This window comes from Verrucomicrobiota bacterium (assembly GCA_019247695.1).
Lineage (GTDB): Bacteria > Verrucomicrobiota > Verrucomicrobiia > Chthoniobacterales > JAFAMB01 > JAFBAP01.
Map to the genome: position 1 here is coordinate 1 of JAFBAP010000128.1, position 26,524 is coordinate 26,524.

The 26,524-nt window shown below is 60.6% G+C and carries 24 protein-coding genes; 10 read left to right on the plus strand and 14 right to left on the minus strand.

What is annotated here, in order from left to right; genetic code table 11:
• Positions 1–309 precede the first annotated feature (309 nt).
• Positions 310–1,383 (plus strand): magnesium/cobalt transporter CorA, encoded by a 1,074-nt coding sequence (corA, locus tag JO015_15025; protein MBW0000409.1) that lies wholly within the window; start codon positions 310–312, stop codon positions 1,381–1,383.
• Between the two features lie 207 nt (positions 1,384–1,590).
• On the opposite strand, the gene JO015_15030 is transcribed toward corA, so the two are convergent.
• Positions 1,591–2,319, minus strand: a complete 729-nt coding sequence (locus JO015_15030) for a lytic transglycosylase domain-containing protein (protein ID MBW0000410.1) — start codon at positions 2,317–2,319, stop codon at positions 1,591–1,593.
• A 21-nt stretch (positions 2,320–2,340) separates the two neighbouring features.
• Between JO015_15030 and priA the strand changes: the two genes are divergently transcribed.
• A complete protein-coding gene (gene priA / locus JO015_15035) occupies positions 2,341–4,560 on the plus strand; it encodes a primosomal protein N' (protein MBW0000411.1) in 2,220 nt (739 codons plus the stop codon).
• A 73-nt stretch (positions 4,561–4,633) separates the two neighbouring features.
• Here priA and JO015_15040 read toward each other — a convergent pair whose 3' ends face one another.
• From JO015_15040 to JO015_15050, 3 genes are all read right to left on the minus strand, one after another.
• Entirely contained in the window at positions 4,634–5,473 is an 840-nt protein-coding gene (locus tag JO015_15040; GenBank protein ID MBW0000412.1) for a metallophosphoesterase, read from the minus strand.
• Between the two features lie 66 nt (positions 5,474–5,539).
• Positions 5,540–5,932 carry a hypothetical protein gene (locus tag JO015_15045; protein ID MBW0000413.1) on the minus strand — a complete coding sequence of 131 codons (393 nt, stop codon included), beginning with the start codon at positions 5,930–5,932 and terminating at the stop codon, positions 5,540–5,542.
• Positions 5,933–6,053: 121 nt separating this feature from the next.
• Entirely contained in the window at positions 6,054–7,346 is a 1,293-nt protein-coding gene (locus JO015_15050) for an ABC transporter permease (GenBank protein MBW0000414.1), read from the minus strand.
• 206 nt (positions 7,347–7,552) lie between these two features.
• On the opposite strand from JO015_15050, the gene JO015_15055 reads away from it, so the two are divergent.
• Positions 7,553–7,921 carry a four helix bundle protein gene (locus JO015_15055; protein ID MBW0000415.1) on the plus strand — a complete coding sequence of 123 codons (369 nt, stop codon included), beginning with the start codon at positions 7,553–7,555 and terminating at the stop codon, positions 7,919–7,921.
• A 66-nt stretch (positions 7,922–7,987) separates the two neighbouring features.
• Here JO015_15055 and lysS read toward each other — a convergent pair whose 3' ends face one another.
• From lysS to ilvB, 3 genes are all read right to left on the minus strand, one after another.
• Entirely contained in the window at positions 7,988–9,496 is a 1,509-nt protein-coding gene (lysS, locus tag JO015_15060) for a lysine--tRNA ligase (protein MBW0000416.1), read from the minus strand.
• A gap of 94 nt (positions 9,497–9,590) precedes the next feature.
• Complete coding sequence (locus JO015_15065) at positions 9,591–10,106, minus strand: hypothetical protein (protein ID MBW0000417.1); 516 nt, start codon at positions 10,104–10,106, stop codon at positions 9,591–9,593.
• 121 nt (positions 10,107–10,227) lie between these two features.
• Positions 10,228–12,030 (minus strand): biosynthetic-type acetolactate synthase large subunit, encoded by a 1,803-nt coding sequence (gene ilvB / locus JO015_15070; GenBank protein ID MBW0000418.1) that lies wholly within the window; start codon positions 12,028–12,030, stop codon positions 10,228–10,230.
• A gap of 109 nt (positions 12,031–12,139) precedes the next feature.
• Between ilvB and JO015_15075 the strand changes: the two genes are divergently transcribed.
• The 4 genes from JO015_15075 (at position 12,140) to JO015_15090 (ending at position 17,286) form a co-directional block, all read left to right on the plus strand.
• Positions 12,140–12,877, plus strand: coding sequence for a superoxide dismutase (locus JO015_15075; GenBank protein ID MBW0000419.1), 738 nt, complete (start codon positions 12,140–12,142; stop codon positions 12,875–12,877).
• A 198-nt stretch (positions 12,878–13,075) separates the two neighbouring features.
• On the plus strand, positions 13,076–15,085 hold the full coding sequence (locus tag JO015_15080) for a UvrD-helicase domain-containing protein (protein ID MBW0000420.1): 2,010 nt from the start codon (positions 13,076–13,078) through the stop codon (positions 15,083–15,085).
• A 214-nt stretch (positions 15,086–15,299) separates the two neighbouring features.
• Entirely contained in the window at positions 15,300–15,941 is a 642-nt protein-coding gene (locus tag JO015_15085) for a 2OG-Fe dioxygenase family protein (protein MBW0000421.1), read from the plus strand.
• 115 nt (positions 15,942–16,056) lie between these two features.
• Positions 16,057–17,286 carry a cysteine desulfurase-like protein gene (locus tag JO015_15090; GenBank protein MBW0000422.1) on the plus strand — a complete coding sequence of 410 codons (1,230 nt, stop codon included), beginning with the start codon at positions 16,057–16,059 and terminating at the stop codon, positions 17,284–17,286.
• Between the two features lie 158 nt (positions 17,287–17,444).
• Here JO015_15090 and JO015_15095 read toward each other — a convergent pair whose 3' ends face one another.
• The 4 genes from JO015_15095 to accB all read right to left on the minus strand — a co-directional run bounded on the left by JO015_15095 (position 17,445) and on the right by accB (position 21,025).
• Positions 17,445–18,377 carry a sugar kinase gene (locus tag JO015_15095; protein ID MBW0000423.1) on the minus strand — a complete coding sequence of 311 codons (933 nt, stop codon included), beginning with the start codon at positions 18,375–18,377 and terminating at the stop codon, positions 17,445–17,447.
• A gap of 122 nt (positions 18,378–18,499) precedes the next feature.
• Positions 18,500–19,144 (minus strand): thiamine phosphate synthase, encoded by a 645-nt coding sequence (thiE, locus tag JO015_15100; GenBank protein MBW0000424.1) that lies wholly within the window; start codon positions 19,142–19,144, stop codon positions 18,500–18,502.
• 72 nt (positions 19,145–19,216) lie between these two features.
• Positions 19,217–20,575, minus strand: coding sequence for an acetyl-CoA carboxylase biotin carboxylase subunit (gene accC, locus JO015_15105; GenBank protein ID MBW0000425.1), 1,359 nt, complete (start codon positions 20,573–20,575; stop codon positions 19,217–19,219).
• 3 nt (positions 20,576–20,578) lie between these two features.
• Entirely contained in the window at positions 20,579–21,025 is a 447-nt protein-coding gene (gene accB / locus JO015_15110; GenBank protein MBW0000426.1) for an acetyl-CoA carboxylase biotin carboxyl carrier protein, read from the minus strand.
• A 168-nt stretch (positions 21,026–21,193) separates the two neighbouring features.
• Here accB and JO015_15115 point away from each other — a divergent pair, with 168 nt between their 5' ends.
• Together JO015_15115 and JO015_15120 are read left to right on the plus strand one after the other, a co-directional pair.
• Positions 21,194–21,880 carry a uracil-DNA glycosylase gene (locus JO015_15115; protein ID MBW0000427.1) on the plus strand — a complete coding sequence of 229 codons (687 nt, stop codon included), beginning with the start codon at positions 21,194–21,196 and terminating at the stop codon, positions 21,878–21,880.
• Positions 21,881–21,905: 25 nt separating this feature from the next.
• Positions 21,906–23,516 carry a hypothetical protein gene (locus JO015_15120; GenBank protein ID MBW0000428.1) on the plus strand — a complete coding sequence of 537 codons (1,611 nt, stop codon included), beginning with the start codon at positions 21,906–21,908 and terminating at the stop codon, positions 23,514–23,516.
• A gap of 95 nt (positions 23,517–23,611) precedes the next feature.
• Here JO015_15120 and folP read toward each other — a convergent pair whose 3' ends face one another.
• The 3 genes from folP to JO015_15135 form a co-directional block, all read right to left on the minus strand.
• Complete coding sequence (folP, locus tag JO015_15125; GenBank protein MBW0000429.1) at positions 23,612–24,427, minus strand: dihydropteroate synthase; 816 nt, start codon at positions 24,425–24,427, stop codon at positions 23,612–23,614.
• 63 nt (positions 24,428–24,490) lie between these two features.
• Positions 24,491–25,282, minus strand: a complete 792-nt coding sequence (locus tag JO015_15130) for a histidinol-phosphatase HisJ family protein (protein ID MBW0000430.1) — start codon at positions 25,280–25,282, stop codon at positions 24,491–24,493.
• Positions 25,283–25,481: 199 nt separating this feature from the next.
• On the minus strand, positions 25,482–25,640 hold the full coding sequence (locus JO015_15135; GenBank protein ID MBW0000431.1) for a DUF3309 domain-containing protein: 159 nt from the start codon (positions 25,638–25,640) through the stop codon (positions 25,482–25,484).
• 116 nt (positions 25,641–25,756) lie between these two features.
• Here JO015_15135 and JO015_15140 point away from each other — a divergent pair, with 116 nt between their 5' ends.
• Positions 25,757–26,401: a metallophosphoesterase gene (locus JO015_15140; GenBank protein ID MBW0000432.1), complete on the plus strand. Its 645-nt coding sequence runs from the start codon at positions 25,757–25,759 to the stop codon at positions 26,399–26,401.
• Positions 26,402–26,524: the final 123 nt, after the last annotated feature.

The window sequence follows — 26,524 nt, forward strand, 5'->3', positions numbered from 1 at the left end:
CTACCCGCGTGAGGTATGGATGCCTTCCTCTGCGTGTTCTGCAGATGAAAATGAAAGTGCCGGGTGTCGAGTGCCGGGTGCCGGGTGGGGTTCGGAGCGGCTTTGCCCCACGGGCCTTAATCTGTGTCAATCTGTGTAATCTGTGGATGTCTCCCCTTTTCTGCGTTCTCTGCGTGTTCTGCGGATGATCCTGTGTTTCGCCGGACGATTGGACCCGGTGATACGACGTCTCCGAACGCCAAACCCCGAACCCCGAACTCCGAACTTTCCCTGCTTGGATCATCTCGTGAACCGAGTAGGCTGGCCACGATGGAAAGGCTGTACTACCAGCGGCCGGGTACTGCGCCCGCCACCCTCGAGTTGCCGCCCGCGCACGCAGGCCGTTCGCCGGTCATGCGTCTCATGGAGTATGACGCTCAGGTGCTGCATGACCGAATCATAGAAGGTGTGCATGACTTACCTGAGGATTCCGAGTCACGCCAGGTCCGATGGCTCAATGTAGGCGGCTTGGGCGACGTCGAACTTCTGCGCAGCCTGGGCCAGCATTTCCACATTCACCCGCTGGCCCTGGAAGATACGTTGGACCCAAGCCAGCGGCCGAAGCTAGACGAATACGAGGGCCAGCTCTTCATCGTGCTCAAAATGGTGTACGAGGGGGGCCCGGGTGAAATCGTGTTCGAGCAGGTCAGCTTCGTCCTGGGGCGCAATTGGTTGATCACCTTTCAGGAAGATGCCGAGCGTGATGTGTTCGAGCCGATCCGAACGCGCCTTCGAGAGGCGGCCGGTAACCTTCGGTTCATGCGGGTCGACTACCTGGCTTACGCGCTGATCGATGCCATCGTCGATCACTACTTTCCGATCATGGAAAGCGTGGGTGAAGCCGTGGATGACCTCGAGCAGGCGTTGCTCGGCGGTCCTAACCCCGAGGCGCTTCAGCGCATCCATGCGATCCGGAGGACCCTGCTCCAATTGCGACGGGCCATCTGGCCCACCCGTGACGTCATCGGCCGTCTTTACCGGGATGAGACGGGACACATTTCGGATCGAACGAAACCCTTTCTGCGCGACTGTTACGATCACGCGGTTACCCTCATTGACCTGCTCGAAAATTACCGGGACGCCACCGGCAACCTCACTGAACTTTACCTCTCGAGCTTGAGCATGCGCACCAATGAAATCGTGCGGGTCCTAACCGTTGTGTCATCGATCTTTATCCCGCTGACGTTTATCGCTGGTGTGTACGGGATGAATTTCGACACAAGCAAGGGCCGATTCAATATGCCGGAACTGCATTGGAGGTATGGCTATCCGGCGGCGCTCCTGCTCATGGCCCTAATCGCCGGGTCCATGCTCTATTATTTCAGGCGTAAAAAGTGGCTGTAGGGAAATGTTCGGAGTTCGGAGCACGGCAAAAAACCCAGCGCCTGTGGTGTGAGCGAGTGAAACGCCACAGGTAAAAAAGGGCAACATGACCGAGAATTCCTCTCGTCTGTGGACCTTCGATGCATTGTTATGTGCGTTTGCTGCAGACTACGCCAACGAGAACGCTTGCGAGCTCCGAACTCCGAACTCCGAATTCCGAACGCGACTTCAGGAGGAGTCCGCTTTGGGGTCGCGCGGTGCGTTTTGGACGTTGCCGTTGCCACCGTCAACCGCTCGCAACGGCCCACGACGCTTGTAGAAATCGTACCTTGCCAGAATGGTCCGGACGTACCGTGCGGTTGACGGGAACGGGATGCTCGCCTGGAAGGTTTCCGCTTCGACCGGCCCGCTGCCTTTCTGCATCGCGGTACGGATCCAGCGGTCGACGCGGCTGCGGCCGGCATTGTATTCGGCCAGTGCGAACGGGACGGCATCGTCGCGATCATTCCAGCGCTGCAGCGCTTTGCTGAGGTACCACGTCCCGACGCGGATATTGATTTCCGGGTCAAGCAGCTGGGCAGGTTCAAAATGCGGAATGCCGTTGGCCGCAGCCCAGTCCCTGGCGGCGATCTCGGAGACCTGCATCAGGCCGCGTTCCCCGTTGCGTCCCTGCATGTCGCTCTGGAAACGGCTTTCGCGCCAGATCACCGCCTTGACCAGCCGGGGATCGACCCGCTGCGCCTCCGCGATTCGCACGATGAGCGAATCGTACCGGCGATAGTCGGTCCAGTTCTTCAGTTCGCGCAGGACGTACAGCGGATCCTTGGAACGAACCATGAGAAAGGTGACGGCTGACACCAGGGCAAGAAAGACGATCACTCCCAGTTCAAGCGCGTACCGCCACCCTTGCCTGGAGAGTTTACTTCGAATTTCCGTTCGCTCTTTTCGAGACCCCATTCAAGTTACCTGAACAGCACCATGCAGCGGTTTGTTCGCGTTATCACCGATGATCTCGCCGATAAAGAATTAGAATACGTTATCCCTGGCGATTGGGCCAGCAAGATTGAGGTCGGGTCGCGCGTCAAGGTGCCGTTGCGCAGCCGTGATTTGCTCGCCACCGTGGTGGCCCTTTCGGACCAGGCCACCGTGGAACGGGCCCGGCCGGTGACTGCAATCGTTTCACCCAGCCCGGTACTCAGCCCGGCCCTGCTCGAGCTGGTCCGCTGGATGTCGGACTACTACTGCTGCTCGCTCGGCGTCGCGTTGCGGGCCGCCATTCCCCAGGTGATCCGTCGCGCCGAGGTCGGTTTCAAACGCGAGCGTTACGTCGAGCCGATCCTCAACGTTGCGCCGGACGAGCTGGAGACGTTGCGCCGGCGGTCACCCCGGCAGGCGGCCGTGTACGATTGGCTTTGCGGGGTCCAGAGGCATCCGACGCGGTGGGCGGACGCACGAGCCGGCGCAGGCACGACCGACCGGACCCTTCAACAACTGGTTGAACGCGGTCTGGTCAAGGTGTCGGTGCTGAACACCGGACGCGATCCTTACGGCGGGGAGAAATTCGTTCCGAGCCAGCCGCTCGCCCTGAACGATGAGCAGCAATCCGCACTGCAGATGGTGGTCTCTTTGATCCAGGAACGGAACCCGCAGCCGGTCCTGCTGCATGGCGTCACCGGCAGCGGCAAGACGGAGGTTTACCTCCAGGCGATCCGGCGATGCCTGGAGCATAACCGCGGCGCGCTGATCCTCGTGCCGGAAATCACCTTGACGCCGCAAACCGTTGAGCGGTTCAAGATGCGTTTCGGCGCGGAGACGGTCGCCGTGTTGCACAGCCATTTATCGGCCGGCGAGCGTCATGACGAGTGGCACAAGCTGCGTGACCGGCGGGCCAGCGTGGCGATCGGGGCGCGCAGCGCCGTGTTTGCCCCGGTGCCGAACCTGGGCCTCATCGTGGTCGATGAGGAACACGAAAATTCGTACAAACAAGAGGAAGCGCCGTGTTATCACGCCCGGGATCTGGCGGTGGTGCGCGCCCGATTTGAGAAATGCGCCGTGCTTCTCGGGAGTGCCACTCCCTCGATGGAGAGCTACCAGAATGCCCACTCCGGCAAATACCGCCTGGCCCGCCTCCAGGCGCGCGTCGACGATCGCGGCATGCCCCTGATGCGGGTCGTGGATCTCCGCCAGGAGTTTCTCAAACAAAAAGCGTTGCCGATCATCTCGACCCGGCTCAGCCTGGCCATTGAAGAACGCCTCCAAAGGAAAGAACAAGCGATTCTGTTCCTCAACCGGCGAGGCTTCGCCTCCTCCCTGGTTTGCAATGCCTGCGGCTACGTCTGCGAATGCCCGAACTGCAGCGTCGCCCTGACGTACCACCTGGAGGAAAACCGGATCAAATGCCACCTCTGCGGTCACGCCGCGGTTGCCCCTAACAAATGTCCGCAGTGCGCCGACCCGGGCATCCGGTACGCCGGTTACGGCACTGAGAAGGTTGAGGGCGCTGTCCGGAAGCTTTTTCCTCACGCCGTAATTGCCCGCATGGATGCCGACACGATGACGCGAAAGGATGCCTACCGCGAGACGCTCACGTCATTTCGTACCGGTAAGATCGATATCCTGATCGGGACGCAGATGATCGCCAAAGGACTCGATTTCCCCAACGTCACCGTCGTCGGCATCATCAATGCCGACGTGGGATTGCACATCCCGGACTTCCGGGCCGGCGAACGCACCTTTCAGCTTCTGACCCAGGTGGCGGGCCGGGCCGGACGCGGCGACCTGGCCGGCGAGGTGTTTGTGCAGAGTTCCACCCCGTTCAGCCCTTCCATTCAGTTTGCGCGCCACCATGATTACGTGGGCTTTTGGGAACAGGAAAGCGAGTTCCGGGAACGGTGCGATTACCCGCCTTTCGTGCACTTTATTCTGATCCACGTGCGTTCGGAGCACCAGGGCCGGGCGGAACTCTCGGCTGAAACCCTTCACCGGCGTCTCCGGGAAGGATTGGACCCGTCAGTGACGCTGCACGCCGTCGTGCCTGCGCCGATCGCGCGCACCAAGGGCTCTTACCGCTTTCACATCCTGCTGCGCAGCCGGGCCATCCTTCGGCTGAGCCGGCAAATCAAAGCGGCGATCGAGAAGATCACGTTTCCGGAAGACGTTCACGTCGGGGTTGACGTCGATCCGTATCAGTTGCTTTGAGTGTCGAGTGTCGAGTGTCGGGTGTCGGGTGTTTAGGTCGATCGGTATCGCCTGCTCTGATTGGGGCGGCGACTCACGCTGCGGTCAGCGTGAGCTCAGTGAGTTCGGGCGGACAATCGAACCGTACGGGCATGCCGACCATGCCGAGCCCGCGCCCGGTGTAAACAAGCCGGCCGTCCAGTTCGTAGAGGCCCGTATGGAAAATTTGTCCCCAGGACGGCAGGACCACCGGACCCAGCGCCGGGATACGGACTTGCCCACCGTGGCTGTGGCCGGAAAGCTGCAACTGCACCGGCGTTGACCGGACCATCGTCGGAAAGTAGTCCGGTTCGTGCACCAGGGCCAAGGCCACATCGTTTTTACGGCAACCGTCGAATGCGCGCTTCGGATCAGGGATTCCGCCCCAGACCGAGTCGAGCCCGGCGAGGTAAAGCCGGCCGGCCGGCGGCCCCAGGTGCACGCCACGGTTCACCAGCACCTCGATGGACTGGGCCGCGAGCGCGTCACGAATCACGTCGGCGCCTTCCCAGCAATCGTGATTCCCCAGCACGGCAAAGACGCCGTACCTTGCGTTCAGCCGGCCGACGACCGGGGCGAGTTCGTTAATCGCCTCCACTTTCGTGTAGATGTAATCGCCGCCGAGCAGGATCAGGTCCGGGTTCAACGCATTGGCTTGTTCCACCGCCCGCTCGATGAGCTCGCGCGGGGTGTAAGGAAAAAGGTGATGGTCCGACATCAAAACCAGCCGGAATCCCTCAAGGGCAGAGCTAAAATGCGGGAGCCGGATCGTCCGGCGCTCCAGTATCAGCTCCTGTGGTTCGATCCCATGCGCGTAGCCGCCCACCGCGGTACAACCCGTTACGGAGCTGGCCAGGGCGGCGGCGCCGAGTTGAAAGAATTTACGTCGATTCAATGGTACGGAAGTGTCGAGCTCCAATAAGGTGTAACGTTCCAGCAATAAGACGCACGAAAGTGCGGTTCATTCACACATTGAATCGGCGCGATGCTGGCAATGTTCAATAATTTGGATCGAAGTGGTTCGGAAGCGGGTCGGCTTGCTCCCGTGTACGAAAGTAAACTCCAGATGCCCCCCGCAAAAGAGGCGACGCGGTTTGAAGGTGGTGGAGAACGAATACCCGCAGCCCGCGATGCGGACCTGACCTTCAGGGCGGTCGGCGCGCGAGCAACTGAGCATGGCGTCCTGGCCGTTGATGATGCGAAACACGTATCGCGTATGGGCGGTGACAACCCGTAACAGGTCGCCGGGCCGCACCGTTTCCAGGTCAAACTCGTCCTCTGGCAAGGCGGCTTGCCGGGAGATGAACGTTTCCCAATCTTCCGTCACAAAAACGCGATACAACGACGATAGCATAAACGAATTTCAGGAAGAAAGGAGTTTCGACAGCCGGGCCGGGGACCCGGAGAATGCCGGTCGTCGATGCTCCTTAGCCTTTGATTCCCCATGACCCGCCAAATCCGAGGGACGGCCTTGCTCAGTCGTAACGCAACGCTTTCACCGGATCGAGCCGCGCGGCAAAATAGGCCGGAATCAGCGCGGCTACCGAACAGATCAGGAAACCGCTGATGCAAATCATGGCAACATCGGTCGGGATCACTTCGGCCGGAATTTCGCTGAACTGGTACACGGAGGCCGGAAAGAGTTCGACGTGGAGCGCCGACGCGAGGAAGTCCCGCACCTGATTGCGATATTGCACCAGGGCAATGCCCGCGCCTAAACCCAGCAAGGTGCCAAAAAAGCCGACGATCATTCCCTGGGCCAGAAAAATCCAAAGGATCTGGCGCACCTGCGCTCCGAGTGCCTTCATGACGCCGATCTCCCGCGTTTTCTGGACGGTGGTGGTGATGAGCGTGCTCATGATCCCAAACGCCGCGACGATGACCACGAAGATAAGGACGAAAAACATCGTCGTTCGCTCGATTTTGATGGCATCGAACAGCTCCTTGTTGTCCTCGATCCAGGTGGCCGCGGTAACCGGCGGTTGCAGCAACGGCTCGAGCCGGGCTTTGACCTCATCGACTTTGAACGGATCCGTGGTCCTGACCTCCAGGGCATGCACCGCGTCGCCCAGGCTGTAGGCTTCCTGGCCGATGTGCAGCGGGACCAGGATGTAATCGGAATCGTAAGCGTAGCGCCCGACATTGAAAATTCCGGCGATCGTCACCTGCTCGGGCAACAGCATATCGTGTACCTGGTCGAGCAACGCCTTGTTCTCCTTGATCTGTTCAGCCTTCCTGAGGGTATTGAGCACCTCATTGAGGTTGTGAGGTGAGTAGAGCGTGATGGTATCGCCCACCGACGCGTTCATCAGCACGGCGAGTTCCGAACCGATCACGCAAGTGTCACCCTCAAGGTCAAACTTGCCCGCGATAAGGTACTTCTCGAAATCAGTAACTTTCTCCTGTTTGTCCGGTTCAATGCCGAGGATCCACGGCGTCAGACGGCGGTTTTGAAACTCGGCAACCACCCGGCCCTGCATCACCGGTGCGACCGCAACGACCCCCGGGGTTTTTTGGACGTTTTCCAACAACGGACGCCAACCGGTGAGCAAACCTCCCTCGTTCCGGATCAGGATGTGCGACTCGAACCCGGCGACCTTGCGCTGCAGTTCGCGTTCGAAACCGGTCATGACCGAGATCACGATGATGAGCACGCTGATTCCGAGGACCACGCCGAAGATCGATATCAACGTGATAAGGGACAGGAAGGTGCGCTTCGGCCGGAGGTAACGCCAGGCGATGAAGGTGCTGAATGGAAGAAATGCCACGAGTCAAAAAATCGCTAAGAATCAAATGCCACAAATGCCACAAGCGGAAAAATGCCACAAATTAAAGATCACCAATGCGAGGCTCGGAGAACAAATGCCACGGTTGAATGAGTTAAGAATGCTACGAACGGGGGATGCGAAGCCTGGCGGGGGGGTGAAAACCGTTGGGCTGGACAATAATAAAACATTAATCTAATGAGTTATCGATGTTGCAGAACAAGACCTTTGAGCTGGCGGCCGAGGCGATAGAGTTGGTGAAAAGTTTCCCGCGCGGCATTGCTCATGAGGTTGTTGCCAAACAGTTTGTACGGGCCGCCACTTCGACCGCGGCAAATTATCGGGCAGCCATCCAGGCGCGTTTCCGTCCCGAGTTTCTGTCCAAGATAAACATCGTTCTCGAGGAAGCGGATGAAACCCGGTTTTGGTTGGAGTTGAGGCGCAGAACTCATCTTGTTCAGAGTGCGGAAGTTATATCGATTTACGGACGTGCCGATGAGGTCGTTGCGATGGCGCTCGCAGCGCGGCAAACCACTCGGCACAACGAAAGTCCAGAGAAGGATCGGACCACTTTTTGACGTGAGACCTGGAAAACCGTGCGCCAGCCACTTACGCCATTTTCATCTCCTCATCGATGCGCTTGTTCACTCGTTGCGCCCTTGGTTTTCTTCCATTTGTGGCATTTTTCCGCTTGTGGCATTTCCCTCCGCCGCCCGCGGCTTGAGGTGCGGAAACAGGATCACGTCCCGGATGGATTCGGCGCCGGTGAGCATCATGACCAACCGGTCGATACCCAGGCCGATGCCGCCGGCGGGCGGCATCCCGTGCTCGAGTGCGAGCAGGAAATCTTCATCGATCTTCTGCACTTCCTCACCGGCCTGGGCAAGCAACCGTTCCCGTTGCACGACGGGGTCATTGAGTTCCGAGTAGCCGGGTGAGAGTTCCTGGCCGTTAACGATCAGTTCGTACACGTCAACGATGGCCGGGTCCTGCAGGTTCTGTTTGGCCAGGGGCACGAGTTCCTTCGGCAGATGGGTGACGAAAAGCGGGTCGATCGTCTTTTCTTCGATCAGCTTTTCAAACATTTGCTGGGTGATTTCGAATTCCTCCATCTCGGGGCGGACCTCGACGTTCAACTCCGCGCAGCGCGCCAGTTTTTCCTGCCTGGAGCGTCCGAACCACGCCGGATCGATCCCGGTGATCAGGTCGTGGTACCGGGCCCGCCGCCATGGCCGCTGGAGGTTGATGGTTTTGGTCAGGTCACCTGCGGCATTCCGGTGCTCGATTTGCAAGGTGCCGGCTGCCTTTTCGGCGAGGGTGCAGACCAGTTCTTCGACCAGGTTGGCCATCATCTCGAAATCCGCGTACGCCCAATAGGCCTCCAGCATCGTAAACTCGGGGTTGTGCCGGCGGGAAACGCCTTCGTTGCGGAAGTTCCGGTTCAATTCGAAGATTTTAGGGTACCCGCCGACGAGCAGCCGTTTCAGGTAAAGCTCGGGGGCGATGCGCAGGTACAGGTCCATGCCGAGCGCGTTGTGATGAGTCTGGAACGGCCGGGCGGCAGCGCCTCCGGCGATGGCTTGCATCATCGGGGTTTCGACCTCGATGAAACCGCGGCCGGAGAGGAACTGCCGGATCTCCTGGACGATGCGGCTGCGTTGCAGGAAGACTGTGCGCGAATCCGGGTTTGCCAACAGATCCAGGTAACGCTGGCGGTAACGGGTTTCGACATCCGCCACGCCGTGCCATTTGTCCGGCAACGGCCGGAGCGCCTTGCTCAAAACCTGGAACGACTCCGCCCGCACGGTGAGTTCACCGGTTCGCGTGATGAAGCAGGCGCCGTTTACCCCGATGAAATCGCCCGTGTCGAGCAGATCGAACGTTTCGGCTTCGTCCGGCGACAACCCTTTCAGACTGATAAAAATCTGGATCCGGCCGGTGATGTCGCTGAGGTCGAGGAACTGGCTTTTGCCCATGTTACGGTGGGCGGTGATGCGGCCGGCCACCCGCACCTTTTGACCTTCGACAAATTTCTCGCGAACTTCCGCGATCGTCCCGTCGGCTTCGAACCGGGCGCCGAAGGCGTTTACGCCTCGCGCCTGGAGCCGGTGCAGTTTCTGTCGACGGATCGCGAGAAGCTCGTTTTCTTCCATGGGGACGTACTCAAGCGTAAATCCGGGCAACGTCCAGGCCGGTGCCGGCTGGTTTGTCGGTTGCCTGCCTTCGGGGAGCGTCAACGCGCCCCCTTCAGATCACCGGCGTTTTGGTGTCCGTGAGATAATTAAACAGTTCCTCGAACTCGATCCGCAGCACGGTGGCAAGCTCTTCGGAAATGCCCGTTCCCGATTCCTCCACCAGGTCGGTTACGTAGACCGGGTCCCAGAGCGGGTGCGCTGCGATGGCCTGGCTGTTGACGACGGCATGCCGGTAGATCTCGGCCGAGGCGGGATGCGCGGCGGCCCGGCTGAACCAGTACCGGGCGTTGTCGAAGTCGCCTTCGACCCGGTGAATCATCCCATGGATGTAAGCTCCATCGGGACCGGACATAGGCTGCACGATTTCGTGAGCGGCATTAAGGTTGCCGGCCGTGTACCAGAGAAGTGCCCGAACGCAGGCGGCCTTCTGCGGTTCCGGCAGGTCCAGGCTGCTGTCGGTAATGGCTTCAATCTGGGCAAGCAACTGAGGATCCGGTGCAGGTTCGTCTGGCGAAATCCGCGGCAGTTTTGCTTTGGCCAGAAGTGCGCGTACGTCCTGTAGTAACATGGCACAATGTGTCATCCCCTCAGGGGTTGAGCAACGGGCCGTCGCTGCCGCGCCGCTGCGTCACCGGAACCATGCCGGCGACGCTCGACCCCGGCCGCCGTACCAGCCGGCCGGGAGCCCGTCATCCTTCGAAATGACCGTGGCGCTCGTCAATAATGATGTCGCGGTAAGTCATCCCGGCCGGGATCATCGGCAGGACGTGTTCGGTGTAAGGCGTCATCACGTCCAGGACGTAACACTCATCGGACGCCAGCATGCGCTCCAGCGCCGGGCGAAGATCCGCCTTGTGCAGGATGCGTTCGCACTTGATGCCGAAACCGGAACAAATCTGGATGTAATCCGGGTAGATGCGTTCGCGGTCCCGCGGGTCGCCGAGGAAGGTGTGGCCACGATTCCCTTTATAGAAGCGGTCTTCCCATTGCACCACCATGCCGAGGTGCTGGTTATTGAGGATGATCGTCTTGGCGGCAATGCCTTCGATATGGGCGCACGCCAGCTCCTGCACGTTCATCAGGAACGAGCCGTCACCATCGATATCGATCACCTGCTTGTCCGGGTGCGCCACCTTCGCTCCCATCGCCGCCGGAAATCCAAACCCCATGGCGCCGAGACCGGCGGACGTCAGGAATTGCCGGGGCCGGCTGAAGTTATAATACTGGCCCGCCCACATCTGGTGCTGGCCGACGCCGGTCGTGATGATGGCGTCGCCCTGCGTCAACTCGTACAGCAGCTTGATCACGTGCTGCGGCTGAATCGCGTCCTCGGTGTCCTTGAAATCCAACGGGTAGCGCTTTTTCCAGCGGTTGATCTGATCATACCATTCCGGGTTCGTGCTGAACCCGGTCTGGACGCGCTCCTGGCCGCCATTCCGGAGCAGGCGATTCAACTCGGACAGCGCGTATTTGATGTCGCTGTGGATCGGGAGCTTGACGACTTTATTTTTGTTGAGCTCCGAATAATCGATGTCGATGTGCACGATCGTCCCGTGCTCGGCGAATTTTGCGACCTTGCCCGTGACGCGGTCATCGAACCGCACCCCGAGCGCGAGCAGGAGATCGGCCTCGTTCACGGCGCAGTTGGCGTAAACGGTGCCGTGCATGCCGAGCCACTTGAGCGAGAGCGGGTGGTTTTCCGGGAAACCGCCGATCCCCATCAAGGTGGTCGCGACCGGGATCTGGGCGCGCTCAGCGAATTCCAGCAAATCGTCCGCCGCGTTGGCGGTGATGATGCCGCCCCCGGCGTAGATCATGGGGCGCCGGGCGGATTTGATCAGGCCGATGACTTCGTTGAGGGCGACCGGGTCGGCTTTGGGCGGCAGCTGGTAGCCGCGCAGGGTCACCTCCGAGGGAAACACCGGCTGGGTGCTCTGGTTCTGAATGTTCTTGGGGATGTCGATGACCACGGGGCCGGGCCGGCCGGTCTGGGCGATGTGAAACGCCTCTTTAACCACGCGCGGGATTTCGTGGATGTCCATCACCAGGTAGCTGTGCTTGACCACCGGCAAGGTCATCCCGAACACGTCCGTTTCCTGAAAGGCGCCGCGGCCGATCATTTCCTGCGGCACCTGTCCGGTAATGGCAACGAGCGGCACCGAATCCATGTAGGCGTCAGCGATGCCGGTCACCAGGTTGGTTGCGCCGGGGCCGGAAGTGGCCATGCACACGCCGGCCTTACCCGTCGCCCGCCCGTAGCCGCCGGCGGCGAAGACGCCGCCTTGCTCATGCCGGGGCAGGATCGTGCGAATCTTGCTCGAGCGGGTGAGCGCCTGATGGATCGGCATGCTGGCGCCGCCCGGATAAGCGAAGATTACTTCCACCCCCTCCCGCTCCAGGGAGGCGACGAGGATCTCGGCGCCGTTCATCATTTCGCCTCGCTGCGGCAACGGGCGCGTGCTGACCGGGTTTTGGGTGGTAGAAGTATTCATAGAAGGAAAAAGGCCAAATATTATAGGGGGTTAGAGAATGCGCAGCAACCAGGAGTTTGCAAACCGGCGGTTCGAAGGTTGGTTTTAGACCGCAATCATCCGTTCTCCTATGATCACACGACGCAACGCTCTCAAAACGGCCGCCTTCGCCGCGGGCGCCTTTACCCTGGCCCCTCACCTGCTCAAAGCCCAGGCCGCTTCACCGGCGGTCAACGGCACCTACCCGTTCAAATTACCGGATCTCCCTTACGGTTACGACGCCATGGAACCGTACATCGACACCCTCACGATGCACCTGCACCATGACAAGCACCACGCGGCTTACGTCGAGAATCTCAACAAGGCTTTGGCGGATGCCGGTGAACCGTTCCATAAAATGACCGTCGAAGACCTCCTCCTGCATCTGGACGAATTGCCGGAAAAGGTCCGGACGGTCGTGCGCAATAACGGCGGGGGTCACTACAACCACTCGCTCTTCTGGCAGATGCTGAAGAAAAATGAGGGCGGCCAACCCACGGGGGAACTGGCCGCGGCAATCAAGGAGACTTTCGGCGGGTACCCGGAATTTCAGCAAAAATTCTCAGCGGCTGCCGCCAGCGTCTTCGGGAGCGGCTGGGCCTGGCTCGGGGTAGACGATAAAAACCTGAAAATCGGCACAACGCCCAACCAGGATAACCCGATTTCCAAATCGGATCGGAAGGTGGTTCCGCTGCTCGGCCTGGACGTGTGGGAACACGCTTACTACCTGAAGTACCAAAACCGGCGCGCGGAATACATCAAGGCATTCTGGAACGTGGTAAACTGGGACTACGTGGGCCAGCGTTACAAGGATAACCTGACGGCGTAAAAAGGCTGGGAAAGGGCGGAACCGACAAAACGCGTCCGTCCGGCGCTTTGGATCGGCTCAGGGTACGCGCCATTGCTCTTTGGTTAAGGGCGGAGGGGAGCGAAGGACTGCTCCCCTCCGGGACGAAGGCGGCCTCGGAAAACGCCTCATGAACTCAGGCTTGGCATTTGGGATTTTCCTGGCATTGATGCCTGCCTCATGGTTCGCCTTTTTGATCTCAACCCGCAGCAGCTGGAAGCGGTCAAAACCACCCGGGGACCGGTCCTGATCCTGGCCGGCGCCGGTACCGGCAAGACCCGGGTGATCACGATGCGGGTCAGCTACCTGCTGACCGAAGGCGTCTCACCCGACAAGATCCTGGCGGTAACCTTCACCAATAAGGCAGCCAATGAGATGCGGGAACGCATCGCGGGCATGGTTGACCGCGCCCAGGCGAAGAAGCTGACCATCTGCACCTTTCACGCGCTCTGCGTCCGGATCCTGCGCCAAAACATCGGCGCGCTCGGTTACAAAACCAATTTCACCATCTACGACGAGGGCGATCAGCTTGGCCTGATCAAAAAGCTCATCAACCGCGTCTCGGCCCGGGACGAAAAACTCGACCCGAACGCCGCCAAGAATTTCATCAGCAAAGCAAAAAATCAGCACTGGAAAATCGTCCCTCCGGACCGGGCGGAGACGCTGGCGGCGGCGGTGTTCCACCGCTACCAGGAAGAGTTAAAGAACCTGAACGCGGTTGATTTTGATGACCTGCTGTTGCTGACGGTCAAACTGCTGGATGAACACCCGGAGATCCTGGCCCGGTGGCGAGCCAGGTACGAGCACGTCATGGTCGACGAGTTCCAGGATACCAACCGGCTTCAATTTGAGCTGGTGCGGCAGTTGGCGGGCGAACACCGGAACGTCTGCGTCGTCGGTGACGACGACCAGTCAATCTACGGCTGGCGCGGCGCCGAGATCGCCAACATCCTCGAGTTCGAGGACCATTTTCCCCGGCCCCGCATCGTCAAACTGGAACAGAACTATCGGAGCACGAACGCGATCCTCGGCGCGGCCAACAGCGTGATCCGGCGTAACCCGCGCCGGCGGCCCAAGGTCCTCTGGAGCGAAAACGGCGACGGCGAAAAGGTGCGCATCGTCGAGGCGCCGGACGATCGTGAAGAAGCGACGTTTGTCGTTTCCGAGTTGCAGCAGCGGCATCAGCTTGAACAGGCCGGTTGGAAGGATTTCGCGATCATTTTCCGGATGAACGCGCAGGCACGGGTGATCGAGGAACAGCTGCGGCGGCTGCAAATCCCTTATCATCTGATCGGCGGCAGGAGTTTCTTCGACCGGCGCGAGGTGAAAGATTTCCTGGCTTACCTTACCTGTTTTCATAATCCGCAGGACGACGTGAACCTGCTCCGGATCATCAATACGCCGGCCCGCGGGATCGGCAGCACGACGATCGAACTGACGATTGAGGAGAGCCGGCGGGCCGGAAAAAGCGTTTTCGAGACGTTGCAGGCGCCCGCTTTCCTTGGACTGCTTTCGAACCGAACGCGCACGGCAGTCGAGGCGTTTGTGCATTTACTCGACGAATACGAAACGGCTGCGCAACAGCCCCTGGCTGATTTATCCCAGGTCGCCGGCCGGCTTCTGGCCGAGATCGGTTACTTCGACGACTTGCGGCGGACCTGCAAGACGCCTGAGGAAGCGCTGGATCGGGAGGAGAACGTCCGGGCGATGGTTCGCACGCTGGCGGAATACCAGGCGCGTTCAACTGAGGGGCTGGCCGGGTTTCTGGCCGAAACCGTCCTGGACCAGGAACGCGAGGAAAAGAAAACCGATGACCGCGACGGGGTGACCCTGATCACGCTGCACGCCGCCAAGGGGCTGGAATTCCGGCACGTCTTCCTGGTGGGCGTTGAAGAAGGCATTCTGCCCCACGACCGTTCCAAACTGGAAGGGTCCCTCGATGAAGAGCGGCGCCTGTTGTACGTCGGGATGACCCGTGCCCGGCAGAGCCTTACCCTGACGCATTGCAACACGCGGATGCGCTACGGCAGCGCCAGCCCGTGCACCCCAAGTTCGTTCCTGAAGGAAATCGACGGCCGGTTCGTCGAGCACGTGAATTTTCACAAGCTCGCCAATGCCCCCGCCAGCGAGGGCACCGCCCGTTCCCATTTTGCGCGGATGAAGCAGTTGCTCTCAGGTGACGGAGGATGAGTTCGGCGTTCGGCGTTCGGAGTTCGGGGTTCGGCGTGGGCATGCGGCCTGCAGGGCGCTGGGAGCACGGTCCACTTTGCTCCAAGGGCGTTTTCACGGCACCGCGTTAAACCGCGACCACGGTCGGAAGGCCGCTCCGAACTCCGAACCCCGAACTCCGAGCTCCGAACCCGCACCCGATTGACGGCCCGCCCGATTACCCCTACGCTGGTCCATGTCCTTAGTTCAGAATGCCGACTTTGAGTATCGGGTCGAAAAGCTGAGTCGCCTGGACGTGGAGGCTTTTACACCGTTTTTCGAGCGTCTCCCCCGCGATCCTTACGTGAGCGGCAACTATCGCCGGCGCCGCTTTTCACGGTTCCGAGGGCAGCCGGACCGGCTGACCCGGCTCGAGCACAAGTATTTCGAGCAGAGTTCGGCGGTGAACAAGCTGGCCGGCGGGATCAAACGGGATTTTGCTGAACTTGAGGACGCCCTGATGAACCTGCCCGAATTTCAGCGGCTGGTTGCCGTGTTCATTGATGCCGCCAGGATCGACCTGAACGCCGTCGAAGCAGGCGTTCACCAGATTCGCATCGTGGCGGAGCCCGGACAGCAGGGTGAACCGGCTCCGGAAGGCATTCACCAGGACGGGTTCGATTTTGTGGGCATCTTTTGTATCCGGCGCGAAAACATCACGGGCGCCGAAACTCACCTTTACACCAACCCTCAGCAACGGCCGCCGCTGTTCGCAAAGGAATTGCAGCCGGGGGAGTTTGTCCTGGTTAATGACCGGAGCTTATACCATTACACCAGCGCCATCCGGCCCGCCGGCGAGGGCGAGGGAATCAGGGATGTGTTTGTGATGACGGCCTGAATCCTTGCCGGGAGCGGCGGTTATGCTGATGGCCGGCCCGGAATGCTTCGGCCGGAGGGCGAAGCTTATCCTTCAAGCGTGAACAAGTTTTCTGGTGTATCGTCCTACTGGTTGTATGCATGCATTTCCGACTGAGTGGGCGCGGGCGCAGTTTCCCGCGTTGCAGCTCGCCATCGAAGGTCAGCCCGCCATTTTTCTTGATGGACCCGGCGGAACGCAGGTGCCGGAACCGGTGATTAAAGCCGTCGGCGATTATTACCGGAAAAATAACAGCAACCTCGGCGGCAAATTCATCACGAGCCAGAACACCGCCGAACTCGTGCAGAAGGCACGGGCGCAACTGGCGGAGTTCCTGAACGCGCGAGCGCCGGAAGAAATCGTTTTCGGTGCCAACATGACGACCTTGACGTTCAGCCTCAGCCGTGCCCTGGCGCGGACCTGGCAGGCGGGCGACGAGGTGATCGTTACTTCCCTCGACCACGACGCGAACATTACCCCGTGGCGGGTAGCGGCCGCTGAAAGGGGAGCCGTGGTTCGCACGTGGGAGTGCGACCTGGAAACCTGCACGTTGGCGCTGGCAGACCTGCAAAGGCTGCTTACCCCCAGGACCCGGCTGGTGGCGGTCACCCTCGCCTCGAACGCGCTCGGTTCTGTCACCGATGTGGCATCGGTCTGCCGGTTGGCGCACCGGAGCGGCGCTCAAGCGTTCGTGGACGCAGTCCACTTTGCGCCGCATGGCCCGATCGATGTGCAGGGATTGGACTGCGATTACCTGGCCTGCTCGGCTTACAAATTTTTCGGGCCGCACCTCGGCGTGCTCTGGGGACGCGCCCAACTCCTGGAACAGTTGGAAAGCTACAAAGTTCGCCCCGCCTGCAGCCATGCCCCAGGCAAATGGGAAACCGGAACGCAGAGTTTTGAGGCGATCGCCGGTACCGCAGCAGCCCTGGCTTACCTACGAGACGTTGGTTATCGCACCAGCGGGCGGGCCATCCTCCACGACGCGATGAATGTGATTCGCGAGCACGAAATGCATCTCAGCCAAGCCTTCCTTGAAGGGGTCCGAAGCCAGCACCGCATCGAGATTTACGGATCAGCCGACCCGGAGAGGTGCGAGACGCGGACCCCGACCTTCGCCTTTCGGGTGCATGGCGTCGCGCCGGCCGAAGTGGCCGCAAGATTAGCGCAGGCCGGCATCTTCGTGTGGTCGGGGCATTTCTATGCGGTCGACCTCGTCGATCGCCTCGGGCTGGATGAAGATGGCGGGCTGGTTCGCGCCGGGTTTGTGCATTACAATACCCTGGAGGAAGTCGAGCGAACGTTGGACGCCCTGGCCCGGATCTGAATGCCACGAACTCGGTAACGCGTAACGCGTAACGGGTAACGGGTACTGGTTAAAGTTCGGGGTTTGATCACACGGCGAACGCGGTGGGAAGAGGAACACCGAAGTCGACACCGGCATCCAGCACCCATGATGCCGCTCCGAACTGAACTCGTTACGCGTTACCCGCTACCCGTTACGCGTTTTTGCTCGAAGTGGCTCATCGCGATGAAGGCTTCATAACGCTGGCTGATGTCCTTTTCAGACAGCTGTACCATTCGCTCGACGCTGAAAGCTTCCACGCAGAAGCTGGCCATCAGGCTCCCATGAACCACGGCGCGCTTGAGGTCGTCGAACGTCACCTCCGCCTTGTTTTGTCCCGAGAGGAAACCGGCCAGGCCGCCGGCAAACGTATCACCCGCGCCGGTGGGATCCTGCACGTTTTCCAATGGATAAGCGCCGCAGCTGAAAAAGCCCTCTTTCGAGAGAAGAATGCAGCCGTGTTCGCCCTTTTTGATCGCCACGTATCTGGGTCCGAAACCAAGGATAGCCCGTCCGGCACGGATCAGATTATCTTCTTCCGTGAACTGCCGCGCCTCGCTGTCGTTAAGCACGAGAAGATCCACCCGCGGCAGCAACTTCAGCAATTCCGGGCGCGCGGTCATGATCCAAAGGTCCATCGTATCCGCCACGACGAAGCGAGGGGTGCGCACCTGATCAAGCACATGCGCCTGGAGTTCAGGGCTGATATTGCCTAAAAGCACGATCGGGATGGATTCGTACCCGGAAGGCAGCTTCGGGCGAAAAGTCTCAAACACGTTGAGTTCAACGTGCAACGTCTGCCGCCGGTTCATGTCGGCTTCGTACTCACCCGCCCAGCGAAAGGTTTTTCCATCGGCAATTTCCAGGCCGTTCAGGTCGATCTGCCGGGAACGGAACAGGTCGAGGTACCGTTGCGGAAAATCCGTTCCGACGATGCCGACCAGGTTGGCGGGCGCAAAATAGCTGGCGCTCAGGGCCGCATAGGAAGCCGATCCGCCGAGCAGATCGGGATAGTGGGCGGCAGGCGTTTTTATGTCGTCAATGGCAATGGAACCGACAATCAGGACGGACATGGCGCTGTAGGTGAGCTGAAACGGGCCAGGAAACAACCAAATTTTTTGGATTTGAGGCCCCGATCGCCGCGCTGCGGGGTGAGATCTTCCGCCGGCGCCGGTCGCCAGGCACGGAGCAATCGTCAGGCGCCGGCGATGTTCGCCTCCCGGAGTACCGCCTTTAAGCTGCGCGCTTTTTCCAAAACATTCGGCGCGTGCAGGAGGTCGGAAACGATGCAGACGCGCCTGGCGCCTGCCGACAGCACCTCGCGCAGGTTGGAAAGTTTGACGCCGCCGATCCCAAAAATCGGGATGTTGATCGCTGCATGGACGGTTGGCAGGCCGGATAGACCGATCGGTTTGGCCCCTGGTTTCGTCGGGGTGGCAAAAAGCGGGCCGAACCCGATGTAGTCCGCCCCATCCTGGAAAGCGCGCGCGGCCTGCTCAGGGGAATGGGTGGATTTGCCGACGATGCATTCACGGCCCGCCTGCCGGCGCGCTTCGGCAATGGAAGCATCGTCCTGCCCCACGTGACAACCCTCAGCCTCAACCTCCGCCAGCAGTTCCGGGTAGTCGTTCAAGATGAACGGAACATCGGCCAGTTGGGTCACGGCGTGCAGTTCGGCGGCCAGGGCGGCAACGTCTTTCCTGGCCAGACCTTTGGCCCGGAGTTGGATCAGATCCGCGCCGCCCTGAATCAGTTGGTGGGTTACGTCAGCGGCTCGCGCGGGTTCCACGTAGCCCAGATCCACGATCGCGTACAAAAGGCATTCCTGCAGCTCCTTCACAGCCACAACAAACGGCAGAGCATAGCCGACGCAACCGGTAACCGCACCCGGTCTTACAAAATCGCCCGGAACCTAGCCAAGGCGCGTTGTTCCTTTCATCATGCGTTCCACGAAGCTGGTATCGAATTTTCCAGCCTGAAAATCTCCGTTCTGCATGATTTGCGCCTGGAATGGAATGGTGGTCTTGATCCCGGTAATCAGGTATTCATTCAGGGCGCGCGACATGCGCCGGATCGCCGCGCTGCGCGTCGAGCCGACCGTGATCAGTTTGGCGATCATCGAATCGTAGTACGGTGGAACCGTGTATTTGGCGTACGCGTGCGAATCGACCCGGACGCCGCGCCCGCCGGGGGCATAATAGAGGTCGATCATGCCCGGAGACGGCTGAAAGTTGTTGTGCGGATCCTCGGCATTGATGCGGCACTCGATGGCGTGGCTGCGAGGGGTGGCCGAGGCGATGCGCTCCGAGACCTTGTTTCCGCTCGCGATCGAAATCTGCTCTTTAACCAGGTCGCAGGCGTAAACCTCCTCGGTTACGGCGTGTTCAACCTGGATGCGCGTATTCATTTCCATGAAGTAGAAGTTGCCCTGGTTATCAACCAGGTACTCCATCGTGCCGGCGTTTTCGTAGCCGACGGACGCGGCAAGTTTGATGGACGCTTCGCCCATGCGCGCCCGCAATTCCGGCGTCATCAAGGGCGACGGGCATTCTTCAATAATCTTTTGGTTGCGCCGCTGGATGGAACAGTCGCGCTCGCCGAGGTGAATGATGCGGCCGTGGCTGTCGCCGAGGACCTGGAACTCGATGTGATGCGGGTTTTCGATGAGTTTCTCGATGTAAATGGCCCCATTGCCGAATGCCTTCTCGGCTTCGGCACGGGCCGCGTGAAAACCCTGCACGAGGCTTACCTCGTTGTGTGCGGGCCGCATGCCCCGGCCGCCCCCGCCGGCAATCGCTTTGATCATCACCGGGTAACCGATCTTCTTGGCGATTCGCAACGCCTCCTGCTCGGTGTCGACCACCCCGTCGCTGCCCGGTGAAACCGGTACCCCGGCCTTGACGGCTTGTTCGCGCGCAGCATTTTTGTCACCCATCGCGCGGATGGCTGAAGGTGACGGCCCGATGAATCTAATGTTGCAGCTGCCGCAGATCTCCGCAAAATGCGCGTTCTCGGCCAGAAAGCCGTACCCTGGATGAATTGCATCCACGTCGGTGACCTCAGCGGCGCTGATGATGCGGTCGATTTTAAGGTAACTCTCGGAGCTGGGTGCCCGGCCGATGCAGACGGCTTCATCGGCTAACTGCACGTGCAGCGAATCAACGTCAGCTTCCGAATAAACGGTTACGGTCGCAATCCCCAGCTCCTTGCAAGCGCGAATGATTCGAAGCGCAATCTCGCCGCGGTTGGCGATAAGGATTTTGGAAAACACAGCCTAATTGACCCGGAACAAAGGTTGCCCGAACTGAACCGGTGTTCCGTTCTCGACGAGAACCTCTGCAATGACACCGCGCATCTCGGCTTTGATTTCGTTCATCACTTTCATCGCTTCGATGATGCAGACCACCGTTTCTTCATCGACATCCTGACCCACCTGCACGTACGGCGCAGATTCGGGAGAGGGCGCCCGGTAAAAGGTCCCGACCATCGGAGAAACAATCTCTTTGAATTCCCGCCTGGTCTCTGCCGCCGGAGCTGGAACCGGGGAGGCGGCGATCGGCGCAACCGTCGCCGCCGGGGGGGACGGAGCAGCAGTCACGATCGGGGCAACCGGCCGCTGCGCTTCGAGTTCAAGCTTGAAGCCTTCCTTTTCAAGCTTGAATACGGCCAGGTCATTCTTCTTCATCAAATCGATGATGGCTTTGATCTCTTTGAGTTCCAAGGGTTCTTCTCCGGGCATGGATGAGCTTCCACGTTAGGCCGTGCTTTGAAGATCGCGCAAGTAGTTGTTATCGCCGCCCCACCGCACGGGTTGCATCGGTTCTCTCGGATCGCGGCCCCGCTTCAGCTTGTCCCGTTGAGGACTGGCCATCAGTCATTACTCTGTTCCATGACGGAAGTACCCCTTGGCACCGAACTGCAGGGCCACGTCCAGGCGCTGGCCGCGTGCCGAAAATGCCCGTTGATGCGTTCAACACCGGTTTCCGGCGGTCCGGTGCACAGCAAAGTCATGCTTATCGGCCAGGCTCCCGGCGTGAGAGAACCGTTGCTAGGCCGGCCCTTTGCCTGGACGGCCGGCAAGACCATGTTCAAATGGTTTTGGGAAACGCTGGAGGTGGGAGAGGCCGAGTTCCGCGCCACTGTCTACATGGCCGCAGTGTGCCGCTGCTTTCCGGGACGCGGGTCCCAAGGGGGCGACCGGGTGCCGAACCGCCAGGAGATCGAGAATTGTTCCACCTGGATGCAGGCGGAGTTTGCGCTGCTCAAACCTGAATTGGTGATCGGCGTGGGTAAACTCGCGATCGGCCGGTTCATCGCGCCGCTGCCGCCTTTGCACGACCTGATCGGAAAAATCTTTCCGGCTGAACGTTGGGGACACCGCTTCGATCTGGTGCCGCTGCCGCATCCTTCAGGCGCTTCACCCTGGCCCCGGCTTGAGCCCGGCAAGAGCCTCACCCGGACCGCCTTGGGGCTGATCCGCGATCACCCGGCCTGGCGAACCCGGACGGACTTTCCCGTTAGGAAACCGGCAGCCGCCCCGCCAAGCCCCCCTGACAACGCGGGAAATGAGTGCTAAGCAACCGGCGAAACCGTCAGCGTAAATGAGTGACCAGAGCAGCAGCCGCCCCAGCGTTCAACCGGTCCAGGCGCCCCCGCCGAAGCCGGACCGTGCTCCGGGCCATTGGAGCGACTTTCCGGTCAAAGTCCTCGGGGAGATCGGACGCCATCCCCTGGTTATCCTGATCTTGCCTTCGCTCTGGTTTTTCGTCCGGTACCTGCCGTTTTGGAAAGACATCGACGTCCTGAATTCACTCGCGTCGCCGTTTACGGTCGACAACCTGCTGCTCTGCCCGCCGCTCTATTGCGTGCTCGGACGGGTGCCTTTCTGGATTACGGACACGCTTCTCCACGGGACGGCTCCCGGGATCCTTTCGCCCCAACACCCGTCGTTGGAAGCCGTTTACGTTTTAGCCCTTTGCCAGCATGCGCTGCTGTGGGCAGCCCTGCGTTATTTTGTCTTCAGCCTGCCTGCGTCCGACGCCGGCCGCGGCGCAGCTGCCTTGATGCTGGCCAGTGCGGCCAGTTTTTACTCGTTCGCGCACACCTGCGGGGCGGAGGCCACCACGCCGGTTACGTGGTTTGCGCTCTTCGGGGTCGCGCTGCGCATCCTGTACAGGCGCGTTTCCTGGAAAGCCTGGACGGCGTATGCCGTCATTTTGATCTTGAGCATCGGCTCGCGGCACGTCAGCGGCCTGCTGCTTGGCTGGTTCCCGACCACCGCGGCCGTGCTTGCGCTTTACCGCTGGCGTTTCAATCGGGCCGGATTGCCGGGCCAGGTGCGTGCCCTGCTGGGGGTCGCCGGCCTCGCGTTGGCGCTAAGTACGGCCGGCTTGTTGGTCGAGCGGTTCACCGTCGCGCGGCTCTGCGCGCATTTTGGCGTGGTCGTCAGGCCGATCATGGGGCAGGCGTTAAGTGACCGGATCGGCAGTTTCCTTGACCGGTTGCCACCCGAGGAACGGCGCCGGGTCGCACAGCGGGCCGCCGTCGCCGTGCGGGAGGATGATCCGCAGCGGGCAGCCACCGTAACGCACACGGTCGAAGCCTTGGCCACGGTCGGAACTTACCACCTCGGCACCGTGCGGGTGATCGGGGATGAACTGGCGCGAAGGGGGTTTTCGGGTGAGGCGCTCGATGTGGAACGGGACCGCACGATCCTCGACGCGACTCTGGCCTACTACCGGATCGGCGACCCGCGGTTGATCCGGCTCGTTTTGAGCGACGTAGCAAAAGGTTTTTACCCGACCAACGATCAAGGCATCGCCATGACCGGCCCCAAGTCGACCTTTGATTCGATTCCGCTCATCGCAGAGCGGCCCCAGGCCTGGGCCGGTATCAGCGGCCTGCCGATGTTTAACCGCACGGTTGCTCAAGCGACTTTGGACCGGGCCTTTCATGACAATTACATCCGGCATTGGCGGTTTCTGCCGATCGGGGGGTGGCTCGCCCTCATTTTCGGGATCGGGATCCTGCGAATGTTTCGACGGGATCTGCCGGTCGAGTTGGCGTTGACCGGCCTTACCATGTTCGGCATCGGCCTGGTCACGTACGCGGCGACCTGCGTCTGTAATTACTCCATGCCCCGGTACGTCCTGCCGCTGTTCGTTGCCGTCTTTGCCTGCGGCGCAGTGGTAAGCGTGGCGCGTAACGGGTAACGGGTAACAGGGGCAATGATGGGGGAGAGCCGCCGATATCAAGCCCGAAGACCGACGCTGACAGCCGGGGCCTCGTGCCCGCAACCCGCCACCCGCTACGCGTTACCCGTTACCGCCCAGATCACGCGTACCGCCTGGGAGGTTGCGTGGACGTTGTGAACCCGGAAAATGGCGGCGCCCCGCAAGATTCCGGCCACTACGCAGCCAATCGTGCCGGCATCGCGGTCTTTGGGCTCGGGGAGGCCGAGCGTTTCGCCCAGCACCGTTTTGCGTGAGACCGGCAGCAGGATCGGGCGGCCAAAGACCTGGAGTGAATCGAGTTCATGCAAGATCCGCAGGTTATCCTTTTTCTGTTTCGCAAAGTCGATGCCGGGATCCAGGATGATGGCGTCAGCGTTGACCCCGCTGCGCATGGCCTGACTGATCTTGACCTCAAAAAATTCGTGCAGCGCTCGCATCACGTCCGGGTATTGCACGTGGGTGTGCCGTTGTTTCGGCAGCCCGACCGAATGCATGATCACCAGGGCGGCGCCGGTCCCGGCCGCAACCCGGGCGTTCTCATCGCCGGGCAGCGCACTCATGTCGTTCAGGAGGTCGCCGCCTGCCGCCAGAATCGCCCGTGCCACGGCGGGGCGCCAGGTGTTGATGGAAAGTAAGGGCGGAAAAACCTGTTGATCATCCACCGCCGTTGCCCCTTCGTAAGTTTCCGTAAACCGTTGCACGAAGGGAATCACCCGCTCGATTTCCTCCGGCTCACTCACGGGCTCGCGGTTGGTCCGGGCGCTCTCGCCCCCCACGTCGATGATGTCGGCGCCTTGCTCGACCAGGGTTCGCGCGCGCCGGAGGGCCGTGACGGCGTCGAGGGTGCCGTCGCCGGAGAACGAATCGTCCGTCAGGTTGACGATGCCCATGACCAAGGGCCGGCGGGGAAACCGGAGGGATCGCGTGCGGGCCCGGAGGATCATGCGTCGTTCTTATTCATACAGTGGCACCGGGAATCTGCGGCGCCCCTGAAACTTGATCCTTTCCCGGTAACCGGCTTCACGCAGCAATCGGTAAGCCTGGTCGAAGCCGGCACCCACCTCTTCAGGCGCGTGCGCATCCGAATTAACCAGCACGGGTACGCCGGCTGACGCCGCCATTTTCAGGAAATCGAAGGCGGGGTATTGCTCACCTGCCGCCTTGCGCCAGCCGGCCGTGTTCAGCTCGAAGGCCATATCGTGGTCGACCAACGCCTGGATCACCCTTTCGTAAGCTGGACGCGGATCGGTTTCCGGCCGGTGGCCAAACTTTTTGGGGAGGTCAGGGTGCGCAACAAAATCGAAGAGCCCGGACCGGATGCAGCGAACGTAATTGGTCCAGTAAAGGTCCCAGATCTCGTCGACCGGCACCTGGTCAAATTTGTAGACGAGCTCCGGGTTATCAACGTCCCAACCGGGGCTGAGGTAATGCACACTGCCGATCAGGTAATCCCACGGATACAACTGGCTGAGCTGCTCGATCCAGCCTTCGTATCCCGGGATATAATCGCACTCGAGGCCAAGCCGCACCGGAAACCCGGTCTCTCGCGCTTCCCCGATCAATTCAACGTACCGGGGCAGATCATCTTTGGACATCCGCCAGTTGTCGTATTGCACCGGCATCGGGTTGTGGTCGGCGAACCCGATTTCCTGCAGGCCGCGTTGCCGCGCCTGCGCGACGTATTCGCGCGGGTGCCCGGCGGCATGATGGCACAGGGGCGTGTGGAGGTGGTAATCGGTGCTCACAATCGGCAGGTGGTCGACGCTTCTTCAAGGCCCGCCGGGCCGGGTCCGGCCGGCCCACCCGTGCGCGAGCAGAGGGATCCATCGTACCGGAAAAACACAAACGCAAAACCGCCCGGGGCGGTTTTGCGTTGCGTCAAATGCGATTTCGGATCGTGCCTGGTTTCTGACCGGCCAAATGCACCTCCCGGGATACACCCGTCTAAAACCGGACGTAACCAAGAGCAAACAGGATCAGGATAATCACCAGAAGCAGGCCCAAACCGCCGCTCGGATAATACCCCCATCCGGAGCTGTAGGGCCACGTTGGTAAAGCGCCGATCACTAACAGCACCAGGATAATCAGAAGAATGGTACCCATGATCTTTCTCAGTATGTAAGGTTAAAAAATCGCGAGCCTGGGTGGCGTCGGTTTTAACGTTGGGCCATCGTAACCTCCCGGGGACAAAGTGTCACTTGTTTTCGGGGCCGTCTGTCATGCCTGTTGCCGTTATCGCCCCGGATGTATTGCTTGACTCGCGTCTCGCCCTGTTTCACACCAGGCAGCGTTGGATGGCAGTCGCCGACCTGCATTTCGGCTACGAAGTGAGCCAGCGCGCGCGCGGATGGATGGTTCCTTTCTGGGGAATGGACATGATTGCCGGCCGTCTGCGGGAGTTGGTGGCGGATCACCAACCGCAAACCCTGGTGGTCGCCGGTGACATTGTCCATTGCAGCCTAGCTGAGTCTGCCGCGATTTGTTTCATCGATGAACTCCGGCAATTGGGGCCGAAGGTCGTGCTGATCCGCGGGAACCACGACCGGCAACTCCGGAACCTTGAGCTGGTCGATGAGCACCGGGCGCCCGGTTACCGCTTTCACCACGGCCACTGCGATCTTGCGCCCTTAGACGACGCCGTGGACGTGATCGGGCATTTTCACCCGTGCTGGAAATTCAATGACGGAGCCGGCACCCGGCTGCGGGCCCCGGCGCTGATTGAGACCCGCCGTACCCTGATCCTGCCGGCATTTTCGCCATGGGCCGCCGGAACGCCTATGCACCTGGAGGAGCCGCACCGGATCTGGGTCTGCAGCAAAAAACGGGTCTTTCCTCTCCCGGCGAACGAAAAATGCCACAAATGAAGCGGGCGCCGGGTGCCGGGTGTCGGTCACACGGCGGGCACAGCGGATTTGGCGGGCACGACGTAAGAGTTCACACGGTCACACGGCGGGCACAACGTAAGAGTTCACACGGCGAACACGGCG